General features: G+C 37.4%; 10 protein-coding genes and 1 pseudogene. 2 read left to right on the forward strand and 9 right to left on the reverse strand.

What is annotated here, in order from left to right:
• Positions 1–74: 74 nt before the first annotated feature.
• The 4 genes and pseudogenes from ACQ86H_RS07755 to pyrR all read right to left on the reverse strand — a co-directional run bounded on the left by ACQ86H_RS07755 (position 75) and on the right by pyrR (position 6,569).
• Positions 75–1,718 (reverse strand): hypothetical protein, encoded by a 1,644-nt coding sequence (locus ACQ86H_RS07755; RefSeq protein ID WP_431294358.1) that lies wholly within the window; start codon positions 1,716–1,718, stop codon positions 75–77.
• 57 nt (positions 1,719–1,775) lie between these two features.
• Positions 1,776–4,799, reverse strand: coding sequence for a tetratricopeptide repeat protein (locus ACQ86H_RS07760; protein WP_138817985.1), 3,024 nt, complete (start codon positions 4,797–4,799; stop codon positions 1,776–1,778).
• 291 nt (positions 4,800–5,090) lie between these two features.
• Positions 5,091–6,020 carry an aspartate carbamoyltransferase catalytic subunit gene (locus ACQ86H_RS07765; protein WP_186828754.1) on the reverse strand — a complete coding sequence of 310 codons (930 nt, stop codon included), beginning with the start codon at positions 6,018–6,020 and terminating at the stop codon, positions 5,091–5,093.
• A 2-nt stretch (positions 6,021–6,022) separates the two neighbouring features.
• Positions 6,023–6,569, reverse strand: a pseudogene (gene pyrR / locus ACQ86H_RS07770) (bifunctional pyr operon transcriptional regulator/uracil phosphoribosyltransferase PyrR).
• 270 nt (positions 6,570–6,839) lie between these two features.
• Between pyrR and ACQ86H_RS07775 the strand changes: the two are divergent.
• Positions 6,840–7,241, forward strand: coding sequence for a thiol-disulfide oxidoreductase DCC family protein (locus tag ACQ86H_RS07775; protein WP_431294359.1), 402 nt, complete (start codon positions 6,840–6,842; stop codon positions 7,239–7,241).
• On the opposite strand, the gene ACQ86H_RS07780 is transcribed toward ACQ86H_RS07775, so the two are convergent.
• From ACQ86H_RS07780 to ACQ86H_RS07790, 3 genes are all read right to left on the reverse strand, one after another.
• A complete protein-coding gene (locus tag ACQ86H_RS07780; RefSeq protein ID WP_138817983.1) occupies positions 7,238–7,444 on the reverse strand; it encodes a hypothetical protein in 207 nt (68 codons plus the stop codon). The two genes, ACQ86H_RS07775 and ACQ86H_RS07780, sit on opposite strands and share 4 nt — an antisense overlap.
• Positions 7,445–7,654: 210 nt before the next feature.
• Complete coding sequence (locus ACQ86H_RS07785; protein ID WP_138817982.1) at positions 7,655–8,029, reverse strand: DUF779 domain-containing protein; 375 nt, start codon at positions 8,027–8,029, stop codon at positions 7,655–7,657.
• A 177-nt stretch (positions 8,030–8,206) separates the two neighbouring features.
• Positions 8,207–9,613, reverse strand: coding sequence for an aldehyde dehydrogenase family protein (locus tag ACQ86H_RS07790; RefSeq protein ID WP_431295359.1), 1,407 nt, complete (start codon positions 9,611–9,613; stop codon positions 8,207–8,209).
• Between the two features lie 431 nt (positions 9,614–10,044).
• Here ACQ86H_RS07790 and ACQ86H_RS07795 point away from each other — a divergent pair, with 431 nt between their 5' ends.
• Positions 10,045–10,971 (forward strand): AraC family transcriptional regulator, encoded by a 927-nt coding sequence (locus tag ACQ86H_RS07795; protein ID WP_431294360.1) that lies wholly within the window; start codon positions 10,045–10,047, stop codon positions 10,969–10,971.
• Here ACQ86H_RS07795 and ACQ86H_RS07800 read toward each other — a convergent pair.
• Both ACQ86H_RS07800 and ACQ86H_RS07805 read right to left on the reverse strand, forming a co-directional pair.
• Positions 10,968–12,632: a beta-N-acetylhexosaminidase gene (locus ACQ86H_RS07800; protein ID WP_431294361.1), complete on the reverse strand. Its 1,665-nt coding sequence runs from the start codon at positions 12,630–12,632 to the stop codon at positions 10,968–10,970. The two genes, ACQ86H_RS07795 and ACQ86H_RS07800, sit on opposite strands and share 4 nt — an antisense overlap.
• A 6-nt stretch (positions 12,633–12,638) precedes the next feature.
• On the reverse strand, positions 12,639–13,637 hold the full coding sequence (locus tag ACQ86H_RS07805; RefSeq protein ID WP_138817978.1) for a S41 family peptidase: 999 nt from the start codon (positions 13,635–13,637) through the stop codon (positions 12,639–12,641).
• Positions 13,638–13,671 lie beyond the last annotated feature (34 nt).

Here is a 13,671-nt window from a genome sequence, read left to right on the forward strand (position 1 = left end):
AGCCCATAAAAAAATGCCTCCCGATTTCGGAAGGCATTTTTTTGTTTCATTAAGACTTTCGAGGTTTCTCTATCCTAAAACGAATAAGTCAAACCACCGAAAATATTAAATCCGTTTACCTGATAGTATAAATATCTGCTATAGTTTTTATTTAAGATGTTGTTTGCTTTTGCAAAAACAGAAAACTTATTGTTGATCCTGTAATCTGCACCTAGCCCTAAATCTACATAACCTTTAACGGTTTCAATAAGTTCTATTCCTGTGTTAGGGATTACATATTGCGAAGCAGGAACAGGAGCACCGGTGTATACTTTAGCTTTTACATCATCCTGGATCACCACACTTGCATTAAAGCTTAATTTTTTGTTATAGGTATACATAAAGTTCGAGCTCACTTTCAAACCTGGTTTAAACCAGGAGTAAGTTTCAGAAGCAGGTTTCCAATCGTCTAGATTTAATTTACCTGTCCATTTTAAAGCATCACTTACCTGAACAGAAATTTCGCCTTCTAAACCCGTTAATTTCGTTTTGCCGAAATCGTAGATAACATCAAACTTGTTAAAGTCGGTAAAGTTATTTACGAACAAAGGCATATCATCAAACTGTTTTACATAAATACGGGCTTTGTAACCAAAACCTGGTCCGCCGGTACCCTTAACACCTGCACTAAAACTTAATTTTTCTACGGTGTTTTTCACTAAGATATTGCTGTTTAGCCAAGGGTTTTCATCGGTAAAACCTTTTAAAGAGTTTCTGTTTACGTCACCCTTAACTTCACCAAAAACCTGCAGATAATCAGGAATCAGCGTGAAATCGGCAGTAACTGCAGGAAATATTTTAGAACTGCTGTAGGCGCCAAATTCCTGTACAAAATTAACTCCAGCAGTAATTTTTGCACCTTTAACCTGTAAACGGATGTAGGGGTTTAAACGCAACAGGTTATTGCCAACGCTGGTTAAAGCATCTTTGGTGTTTCCAAATTCTGTTGATGCAGCTAAACCAAGGTTTAAAGAATTGATACGCTTGTTTAAATAACCGTTTAAACTCAGGTAATTTTCTTTGGCGCTAAATTTATCGTTCCAGATATAGCCATTGGCTTTTAAGGCATAACTAAAAGCATCTTCATCTTCGGTAAAGTTTTTTACTAACTCACCTTCCAGTTCAATGGTAGTTAAAGCCTGCTTATCCGGATTAGGATTTAGCGTTGGTCTGGTATCATCTATACCGTAAAAATAAGTGCCGTTACGCTCAAAATTAATGCGTCCACTTACGGTATTTTCATCTAAAATACTGCGACCAAAAACACTTAACTGTTGGTTGCTGCTATTCTGTTTGTTTAACTTCCCTTCCTGACTAAAGTGTTTAAAATAACCACCAACCTGTAAACCTTCATCTTTACCGGTGTTAAAATAAGCTTCGCCCAAAAGGGTACTCAACGAACCAAACGCACCTTTTACGTAATTGTTAACCAAAATACTCGCTTTTTCTTCGGCAAGTGCCTGTGCCTGCAGCTTTTGGATGTCACTATTTATATCCAGCTTTCTATCTAAAATGCTGTAGTTTAATTTTGCCTTATACGTTTTAACGTCGTCCAAATTCGGGCTTCTTCTCAACTTTACTGCTTCGGCCAAAATTGGCTTATATGGGCGCACTACTTCAATCTCTTCGTTTACCACCCCTTTTTCCTCAGTCTTTTTATCCTGCGCCTGAGCAGTCATTAATCCAGCAGCTAAAAAAACAGTGAACTATATATATATTTAATCGATTTCATAATGCTACTTCTTCTGGTTTAGTTTTTCTAGTTTTTCTTTGGCTGTAGGAATGATATCATCCTTGCCTTCGTAATTATCAATTATACTGAGAAGTGTACTTTTTGCCTGTAAATTGTCTTTTAGTGCCACATAATTATCAGATAAAAGGATAAATGCTTTCGCTACCCAATAATCGTAAGCGGCCATGTTGTTGATCAGATCAAAACAGGTTTTAGATGAAGTCTTGAAATCACCTTTGTTGTATTCTAATAAAGCTAAATTGTATTTTGCTTCGGCAGCAGCAATGGTTTTTGTTTTAGCCACAACATTTTTAAATTCTTTTATGGCTGTGGTCGTATCGCCTTTTAACAAGTAAGCTTTACCAGAATATAAGCTGGAACTATTTTTCTCTTCTTCCGAAGCTTTTTCCGATTCTTTAGTCAGCTGAGCATACTTAAGCATGTCATCAGGCATATTTAAAGCGGTGTAAGCCTTTAATAAATTGTTGATGGCAAAACTATAGTGCGATTTGTAATCGGTTGTAGTTTCTAATCTTTTCAGGTAAACAATCGCTTCGTTGTATTTCTTCTGATTTAAGAAGAGTTGAGAGATGCTCACTAACGAACGTTCGGTATAATCGCTCGTCCAGTCATTTAAGATAAATTCGTAATCAGGAATAGCTTCATCCGGACGGCCCAGTTTCACCAACGACTCTGCCCTGATAAATTTAGCTTCTTTTTCATGGTTCGCCTTAGGAAATTTATCGAAATAAGCATTTACTGCCAGGAATGCACCATTAGCATCTCCTTTTAGATAGGTATTATTGACTGCGGCAAAAACGATATTATCCTGTTCTGAACCAGAGTAATTTCCAAGTGGGGTAGTAGCAGCATAAGTAATAAAACCATTCGCGTCGCCACGGTCTACATAAATATTTTTGATCGATTCCATCGCCTGTTTAGCTTCATCGGCAGTTGGGTAATCGCGGACTACTTTTTTGAACGATTCTAAAGCGGCATCATCCTGATCTTGATTGTACTGAACCAAGCCGATGGTAACCAGGGCTTTAGCTACATAGCTACTGCGTGGGTACTTGGCCACCAGTGCTACAAGATCTGATTTGGATTTATCAAAATCGCCTTTGTTGAAATAGGTATAGGCGGTTTCGAAGCCTGCATCATCAGCATAGTTTGAGTTTGGAAAATTATTTAACAAGCTTTGCATCGTTGCAATTTTCGCATCATACTGCGTTTCCAACCCCTGGATCATTCCTTTTTGGAAAGTGGCATAATCTTCAGAAGTGGTTTTACGGCTAATGATTTTGTTATAATTGACCATTGCATCGCCATAATTCTTATTTACGAAATACGAATCGGCTAAACGAATGGTCGCATCATCAATAGTTTTTTGGTCTTTATCATTACCGGCCAGGAACTTTTCGAAGTAATTAGCCGCTTTGCTGTATTTCTCATCTTCGAAGGCTGCATAAGCCAACGCATAATTCGCAAAATTGTAAACGCCTGTTTTATCCGCATCCGGCATCTTCAAAAATTTCTCGAAAGTGCTAACTGCTTCGCCATACTTACGCAGTTCGTACATCGATTCCGCTTTCCAGTAAGTGTTCAACGCATTGATCTCATTATCTTCCGGGAACTTTTCAGAACGCAAAAACATCGATAATGCATTTGGGAAAGCCCTTTCATTATAAAATTCTAAACCACGGAAATAGGTTACCTTTTGATAAGCTTCTTTGGCTTCAAGGTTTTTATCCGGAATTGGCTCCAGAATATCTACAGCTGCCTGGTAGTTTTTGGTGGTTAATAAAACCTCACCCAATAAAGTTTTCGCCTCGTTTATTTTGCGCGATTTTGGGAAAGTTTTTAAAAAACCTTGTGTAGCCTCTAAAGCTTGCTGGTGGAATTCCAATTCGTAACTTAATTTGGCATAGTTTAACCAGGCTTCTTCCTGTATACCCTTATCAAAACTTAAACGCGAAGCCCTGAAAAAGGCACTCTGTGCTTTCTGCTTGTTGCCCAACTGGATAAATGCTTTACCCAGCGTATGCATACCATTTTGTAGGTAAACATCATCCGTATTCAGTTTTTCTAAAACGGCAACAGACTCTTTGTATTTTTTATTCTGAAACAAAGAATATCCGTATTGGTAAATGAAGAGATTGTTTTTGGTTTCGCTTTTATCTTTTGCATAATATTCGGCGAAATACTTTTCAGCATTTTTAAATTCTGATTTTGCAAAGTATGATGCCGCAACTAAACTTAACATTTCTGGTTCAAACTGCTGTTTGGTTTTTTGAATGGCTGCCAAAGCATAGCTGATTACATCATCGTAACGCTCATCAAGGTAATACATCGAAGTGATGTAGTAGGGATAACTCGCCTCATAAGTAGGGGAACCCTTTAACTTTTCGAAGTTGGCCAGTGCCGTTTTATATTCTTTATTTAAGTAATTGATGTAAGCAAAGTAGTAGGTAGCACTTTCCTGAAAATCGCCTTCTTCTTTTTTAACTTTTTCAAATAAAGGTTCTGCTTTATCGTAGTCTTTAAGTTCAAAATACGCGTAACCCTGCTTAAACTGGTATTCGTTTCTTTGCTTGCCCGAAAGTGTAGAAGGATCTGTTTTTTCGAACCATTCTAAAGCTTTTTTATAGTTTTTCTGGTTGAAATAAGTTTTCCCAACGTAGAAATAAGCCAGTTTGGTGTTCGGGTTTAGCGGATAATCGCGGATAAAAGCCTGAAACAAACTTTCGGCATCGCTATTGGTTAACTCTAGCGCACAAACGGCGGCATAAAATTTTGCATTCTCTTTCAGTAAAGACAATTCGGCATTGCTCTCTGTTTGGGTAGAAGGTTTATAACGTTGCAGCTCAACAAGTTTAAACTGTTGGGCAGCTGCAGTGTATTTTTCTTTGTCTAATAATTCTAAGCCCGTTTGATAGTTTTTGTTGAGGTTTTGCACGGCGCTAACTTGGGCGTAGGTGCTAAAACTTCCAGCTAAAAGTAGCGGAATTAGTAAGTATTTTTTCTGCATTGGTTTCAAATATGGTTGGTACTAAATTATAAATAGTATCAAAGCTTATCAACAGAAGTAATTAACATCTGTTAATAACACAAACTAACGATAGGATTTTTGGTTTGGTATCAGGGTGTAAACGAATGTGGAAAAAACGAGCGTGGTTAACTGTATTGTTGCAACTGTTAAATTGTTTAGGATTGTTACATTGCCAACTGCCACTATAAAATCTTGAAGTACATCAAGCCATCAACCAATGCAGCTGATGGATTTGGACTGAGAACTCCAATCTCCCAACTCCAAACTAATCTAACCCTGACTTGCCAACAAATACAACACAGCCATTCTCACGGCCACTCCGTTTTCTACCTGTTCTAAAATAATTGATTGTTTGCTGTCGGCCACGTCGCTGGTAATCTCTACACCTCTGTTTATCGGGCCCGGGTGCATTACGATGATTTCTTTATCGAGGTTATCCAAAATCTGTTTGTTTAAGCCGTACATCATGGCATATTCCCTTAACGATGGGAAATATTTAATGTCTTGACGCTCCAGTTGTATACGCAGCATATTTGCTACATCACACCAGTTTAAAGCTTTAATTAAATTATGCTCAACCTTTACACCCAATTGATGGATGTGTTTGGGGATTAAGGTTGTAGGACCGCAAACCATTACTTCAGCACCTAAACGCTGCAGGCAAAGAATGTTTGAGATAGCTACACGAGAATGCAGGATGTCACCCACAATTACTACTTTTTTACCAGCTACATCGCCCAGTTTCTGGCGGATGGAGAAAGCATCAAGTAAGGCTTGTGTTGGGTGTTCATGTGCACCGTCGCCCGCATTTACAATCTGTGCTTTTACATGTTTACTTAAAAACTGACCTGCGCCGGCATAAGGATGACGCATTACCACCATATCAACTTTCATTGATAAGATGTTATTTACCGTATCGATGAGGGTTTCGCCTTTGCTCACCGACGATGACGAAGCGGCAAAATTAACCACATCAGCCGAAAGTCTCTTTTCTGCAAGTTCGAATGAAAGTTTGGTGCGGGTAGAGTTTTCGAAAAAGATATTGGCAATCGTAATGTCACGAAGTGAAGGAACCCTTTTTATCGGTCTATTAATCACTTCCTTGAAATTATCTGCAGTTTCGAAAATCAATTCGATATCATTCCGGTTAATATCTTTAATGCCTAAAAGATGTCGGGTTGATAGTTTTTCTGCTGCCATTTTTATTTATTATTTTCGGATATTAAAATCACTTTATCTTCACTTCCTTCGCTCGCCCAGGTTACTTTTACCTGTTGTGAGTTTAAGCTATCTACCTGATGTCCAATATAATCAGGTTCTATAGGTAAATGCCTGCTAAACCTGCGGTCTATTAAAACCAAAAGCTCCACTTTCTCTGGTCGGCCATAAGCGAGCAAGGCATCAAGCGCTGCCCTGATGGTTCTGCCGGTCCAAAGTACATCATCAATTAAGATTACTTTTTTACCTTCGATAATAAAATCGATTGAGTTGCTACTCGCGGTAACCAATCCGTCTTTACGGCGGAAATCATCTCTAAAAAAGTAATATCCAGGTTTCCTTTTAGAATTTTCTTGTTTTTAAGGATAAGCTGAAGATCCTGATGAATGCGATCTGCTAAAAAATACCCCTCGGCTGGATGCCAATTAAAACAGTATTTGCGAAATCGTCGTGGTTTTCAATTAATTGATGGCAGAGCCTCTTAATTGTAATCTGAATTTTTTGTCCGTCAAGAAGTGTTTTCTTTTGCATTGAAGAAGGATTGGGCAAATATATAAAAATGTTTTAAGGTAAGAAAGTTGAAGATCGATTGTTTTAGCTTTTCATGGCTAAATTGTTCTCGATCAAAATATAAAAACGTAAAATTATTTTTTTATAGGGTTTAAAGACTAAAGTACAAATACAGAAGTAGAAGATTTCTGTTAGGGATTATGTTTTTTAAGATAGGTATTTTTGCTCTGGATTATTATTTTGAGAAAGCAATGGCTGTTTTTGCTTTAAAAAGTTTTATTTTTATATTCTATGATCCAGCAACCAATAATCTTCTTTGATGGCGTTTGTAACCTCTGTAATTCATCTGTGCAGTTTGTTATTGAACATGATAAAAAGGATCAATTCAAATTTACTGCGCTACAAGGTGATTACGCCAAAGAAATGCTGCCAAAATTTAATGCGGATCCAGAAAAATTGAATACCATCTTATTGCTGGAGGATGGAAAACTCTATACCAAATCTTCAGCGGCACTAAGGGTGGCCCGAAAACTCAATGGATCAATTCCGCTTCTTTATGCATTTCTCATTATTCCCAAGTTTATACGTGACTGGGTTTACGATATAATTGCTAAAAACCGTTACAAATGGTGGGGAAAGCAGGAGAGTTGTTGGTTGCCGACACCCGAATTGAAAAGTAAGTTTATTGCTTAGTTTTGTTCACCATTTTTCTTTCTACCCGGCGACCAAAGCCAAAGAGTTAAAATAATTAAAGGTATTGTAATGCTTAAAGCAATTACAATCATGATGGCTTTTTGCTTAACCATGTCTGCTTCATTAGAAGTAAATACGTAGACCGTTTCTTTAATGGCAAATAAGGTGATGATGGTAGAAAGAACGGCAAATAGTTTACGCATGGTTTAATTTTTAATGCAAAGATTGCATAAATTTTTAAAATTACACATGCTTTTTATTAGCGTAGTCTCAAAGCCTTTTAAATAAAAAATATTAGAAATAAGGTGAATGTAGATGATATATCACAGAGGTCGTCATTTATAGAATATATAAACAAAAAAGCTAGCTGGATTTCTCCGAACTGGCTTCTGTTTAAACCAAATAAACAACAGTTACTCCGCCGTTTTAATTGGAGTTAAATCTTTTAATTCTTCTTCAGAGAATAGGCGGTAATGGATCTTAAAGGTTTTTTGAAGTGGGGTTTCTAACGAAAAACCACCTACACCAAATCCATCCAGCACATCCAAAGTAAAGTGTGAGAATTTCCAATACTCGAACAGGTCTCTGTCTACCCAAAACTCGCAAGCTTCTATTTCACCTAAACAAACATCGCGCATCCGCAGGTAGTAGCCTCCTTTTTCGAAGCATTGTGGCTGTGTACCTTCACAACATCCACCAGCCTGGTAAAACATCAGTTCTCCATGCTTTTCTTTGAGTATCGCAATCAGCTCTTTTGCTTTTTCTGTACTGTCTATTCGCTTGATCATGATCTTGTTTTTTAGGTTTGAATTAATCATTAGAAGGAAGCTATAGTGTAGTATTAATTAGACTCGAATTGTTGCGTTAAGCTTGTCGAAACGCTTTGCCAATACTGATTTAACTCATTCCTTCGACAGGGCTCAGGATGACAATTCTATTTATGATTCAACCTTTTTTCAAGCTAACTAAAAGAAACCTAATTTATTTTTATCGTAAGAAATCAGCATATTTTTGGTCTGGCGATAATGGCCTAACATCATTTTGTGGTTTTCTCTGCCCACTCCCGATTGCTTGTAGCCACCAAAAGGAGCACCTGCAGGATAAGCGTGATATTGATTTACCCAAACACGACCTGCCTGAATGGCTCTCGGTACCTGATAAAGTTCATGCGCATCGCGCGTCCAAACACCGGCACCTAAACCATACAAAGTGTCGTTTGCAATTTCAATGGCTTCTTCTACTGTTTTAAAGGTAGTAACGGCCAATACCGGACCGAAAATTTCCTCCTGGAAAATCCTCATTTTGTTATGGCCCTTAAAGATGGTCGGTTTGATGTAATAACCGCCACCCAATTCGCCAGGGAGCTCGTTTACCTCTCCACCAGTTAATACTTCTGCACCTTCTTCTTTACCTAATTTAATGTATTGCGCAATTTTTTCGTATTGGATTTTCGAAGCTTGCGCACCCATCATTACCGTTTTATCCAAAGGACTACCGATTTTTATCGCTTCTGTTCTCTCGATTACTTTGGCAATAAATTTTTCGTAAATATCTTCCTGTATCAATAAACGCGATGGGCAGGTACAAATTTCGCCCTGGTTTAAAGCAAACATTACCGCACCTTCTACCGCTTTATCTAAAAAGGCATCATCTTCTGCCATTACCGAACTGAAGAAAATGTTAGGCGATTTTCCGCCTAGTTCCAGTGTAACCGGGATGATATTTTCAGTTGCATATTGCATGACCAATCTGCCCGTTGGGGTAGAGCCTGTAAATGCTGCTTTCGAAATTTTAGGATTAGTCACTAAGGCACGTCCAAGTTCAGCGCCAAAACCATTTACCACATTTATTACTCCCGGAGGCAATAAATCGCCGATTAATTCCATTAAAACCATAATGGAAACTGGTGTACTCTCTGCCGGTTTTAACACCACACAGTTTCCCGCTGCAAGGGCAGGGGCAAGTTTCCAGATGCCCATTAACAGTGGAAAATTCCAAGGAATAATTTGCGCCACCACACCAATCGGCTCATGTACGATTAATGAAACAGTATGTTGATCAAGTTCTGAAAGTGAACCTTCTTCGGCACGGATTACTCCTGCGAAATACCTGAAATGGTCTACGCCTAAGGGTAAATCGGCAGCTAAGGTTTCCCTAATTGCTTTTCCGTTATCTACAGTTTCAACAGTTGCCAGGTATTCGAGGTTATCTTCCATCCGCTGTGCAATCTTGTTCAAAATGATGCTTCTTTCGGTTGAAGAGGTTTTGCTCCAGGTTTTAAATGCCTCATGTGCGGCATCAACCGCTAATTCTAAATCTTCCTTTGTGGATTGTGCTGCTTTAGTAAAAACTTTACCATCTATCGGCGATATGTTATCGAAGTAAGCACCTTTTACAGGGGCTACAAATTTCCCCCAATGTAATTATCGTAATGGCTTTTGAATGAGGGTTTTTCAATTAAATTTTCCATAATTATTATTGATTATTAAATTTTAAAAATCATTTTGAGCGGAGTTTTTTAAGATTTTTAATGGGATGGCTCATCATGATTTTTACGATTTTAAGATTTGGTTAATACAAACCTAATGGCAAAGCCTATGGAACAGATAGTACAATCGAATCAATTGATAGCATTATTATTTCAGGCTATGTAACCAAATTGAAACCATAATGATCTTTAGTAGTCAGCAAATGGAGATTAGGTCATGTCATACAAGTAACAGGCATTTATCCATTCGATATAACTAGCTGAAATCATTATATTTGAGTTTATTAAATAGGTCTGACCAAATCTTTTCGGTTTATGCAACATACATTAAATCAGGTAAATCTCAGTGCATCGGAAACCTTGCAAACTTTGGTAGAAAACAGAACCTGTTATACCTTAGAGCGTTGCGAATTAAATGTTTTCGAAACCTATACAGAATCGTATAAAGTTCCGCTTACTTTTAATGATTTTGTAATTACTAGCATGCTGAGGGGGAAAAAGGTAATGCATTTATTTGATAAGAAAGGTTTTGACTATTTTCCTGGCCAAACCGTTATTGTTCCGCCTGCCGTTACCATGGAAATTGATTTTCCTGAAGCTTCGAATCTTAATCCCACCCAATGTATCGCCCTGGCTATAGATCAGGAGCAGATCCAAAAAACAATTTCTTATTTGAACGAATTTTTCCCGAAAGAAGGCAGCAATGAGAAATGGCTGCTAAACTACGATGAATATCATTTTTATAACAATGAGGAGATTGCCTATCTTATCAATAAGGTAATCAGGATCTGCTCTGAACGGACAAAAGAAAAAGATGTATTGGCCGATTTGACTTTAAAAGAACTGCTGGTGCGCATTATGCAAACGCAGAACCTTAAAACAATCAGCGATGAAGGTTATAACCTCAATCAAAACCCATTGGCTTTTGTACTGAATTACATTAAATCTAACCTTAACGAGAAGATCAGTATTAACAGTTTGAGCGATAAGGCCTGTATGAGCAAGGCAACCTTTTATAGGTTGTTTAAGCGCGAACTGGGTATTAGTCCTAACGATTTTATCCTGGCAGAAAAAATTAACAAAGCCAAGACCTTACTTACCCAGCCTGGGGCAAAAGTGGCTTCGATAAGTTATGAACTTGGTTTTAACGATGCCAATTATTTTATCAGGGCATTTAAAAAGATTGTAGGCATTACACCGGGTACTTATCAGATGCAGGTGGCAAAACAGATTATCCACTAATTTTCTAAATATCTTTTCGAATAGGTAATTCCCATTAAATCATAACGTTTGAACTGTGTCTTCAAGCGCTTTTGAAAATCAGGGTAATTGCGTTTTTCTTTCGGACTCCATAAAATTTCGCTTAGGGCATCTAATCTTGGGAAAAGCTGATATTGTACTTTTGCCGGATTGGTAATGTATTCACTCCACAAACAAGCTTGTCCGCCCCAAATGTACTTTGCCTGTTCGGCAGAGAGTTCGGCTGGTATGGGTTCATAATTGTAAACATCAATCAGTGGCGAAAACTTATTCGCAGTTAAGCTGTCTTCTTTTACAAATTGGGCGTGGTTAAAATACATTTTAATTTCAGGCGTCATAATTACTTTATGTCGCTGTTTGGCGGCTTCAATACCACCTTTTTCGCCCTGCCAGCTCATTACCACCGCATTTGGTGCCAGACCTCCCTGTAAAATCTCGTTCCAGCCAATAATGGTTTTGCCTTTACTGTTTACAAATTTCTCCATCCTGCGGATAAAATAACTTTGTAGTTCACTTTCGTTCTTCAATCCATTGGCTTTCATAATCTGTTGTGAAACTGCGGATTGTTTCCACCATATTTTCGAAGCTTCATCACCACCAATATGGATGTATGGCGATGGAAATAGGTCCATTACTTCTGTTAAAACATTTTCTAAAAACTTAAATGTGGTATCAGAAGCCTGTAATACATTATTGTATTTGTTCATCATTCCCCAAGTCTGGGCAACTTCATATTTTTTATTGGGCTCGGTGCCTAATTCAGGGTAAGCAGCTAATAAGGCCATGCTGTGCGCAGGCATTTCAATTTCTGGAATAATGGTAATGTAACGTTTGGCGGCATAATCAACTACCTCTTTAATCTGTTCTTGTGTGTAAAAGCCGCCATGTTTAATGCCATCTGTTTGGAGTACAGCATCTTTTGGCGTAATCTTTACTTCTGTTGGCAATACCTGATATTTAATGTTTTCATTGCCTTTTCCCGGCCATAAACCAATAATACTTCCATTTCTCCAGGCACCGATTTCAGTCAGTTTTGGATATTTTTTAATCTCGATTCTCCAGCCATGATCATCGGTTAAATGCCAATGAAAATAATTCATTTTATGCAGCACTAAGTAGTCGATGTACTGTTTTACAAAGGCTACATCAAAAAAATGGCGGCTTACATCGAGGTGCATGCCTCGGTAACCGAAACGGGGATGATCTATAATTGAAACCGATTTTATACTTAACTTTTCTGCCTTTGAGGTAGGTAAAAGTTGTATTAATGATTGTATACCATAAAATACCCCGGGTTTTGAGGTGCCGATAATAGAAACTCCATTATCTAAAGTATTTAGAAAATAAGCATCATCAAATTCACTGACACGTGTATTTAAAATTAAGCTAATGAAATTTTTGGTGGGGGTAACGCTTGTTATGTTTAGCTTCAGATTATAATACTGTTGAACATAATTAATTAGAAAATTAGCTGAACTCAATAATGACGAATCAACTACAACAATTTGCGTTTTTGTATCTATTGTAAATGATTTTTTATTTTCTTCTATTTTAATATAAGCTGGCTGCGGAATAATATTAATTTCTTGTGCCGAAAGTTTAACGCAAAAACAAACCATTGCTATTAAAAAAATACTTCTCATTAGTTCTTATTTGCTGGTATTTAAAACTTCAATTGCTTTACTCATGTATAACTGATTTGTTTCTGCTTGTTTACCAGATGTTTCTATTTTAAAATCAGGACTAAGCCCTTCCCCAATTTTAGTATATTCTTTTTGGTTTCTATCTACTGTATTTCCGATGGTAAGTACTAAAAATGCACCATCGCTTAATTTATACTCCTGATTCCCTGAAGTTAATCCTTGAGTGTTTTCTCCAATGAATTTCACGTTTTTTTGTCCGGCAAATGAGATGGCCGCAAACTCGCCTGAACTTCCTGTTTTCTTGTTGATGAGGATCACCAGGGGTTTAGTTACTGTATTAACGCCTTTGTTTTTAAGGTTAAATTGATGAGCAAGGTTTTTCCCTTCGTAAAATTTGCCGTTTTTGTAAGAGAAATATGTAATTTCTCCTTTAGCATCTTTAGTTGCAATTACCTTTTGATCATTTAAAAGCGGGGAAATAGCGGCATACATGGGGTAAAACATTCCGCCAATATTATCCCTCAAATCTAGTATCCAGCCTTTAGGATTGTGTTTTTGAAGTTCGGTTAATCGCCTATAGAAGGTATCTACATATTCATTCCAGTCATCAAAATTATAACTTCCAATTTCTGGTAAAGTAACGTAAGCATATTTGTTTTCTAAAAAGTCACCCTTAATAACAGGAAATTCCTGTCCAGTTGCTCTGTAACCGAGCAAATATTCTTTTACAATTTCCGGAGCATAAAACCTTGAGTGCGCATCTTCTAGCCCTTTAAGGGCATCGGTAATAATAGGATACGTATCTCTTATGGTTTTGCAGGTAGCAGCCGATTTTATAGAGGAATTATATAGTGAATCCCAGTTGACTTTGCCCTTATTAACCGATTTTGCTTTCATCATATCCAGTGCAGATATTAAGTATTTTTTAACGCTATCCGCTTGACTATATGCCGTATTGGCAATGGAGACGAAACAAAAAATGATTATAATACTTATTTTATACATATTAAGAGGGATTTAATCAAAAGTAAGAAAAAAC

The organism is Pedobacter sp. P26, from assembly GCF_050632135.1.
GTDB lineage: Bacteria > Bacteroidota > Bacteroidia > Sphingobacteriales > Sphingobacteriaceae > Pedobacter.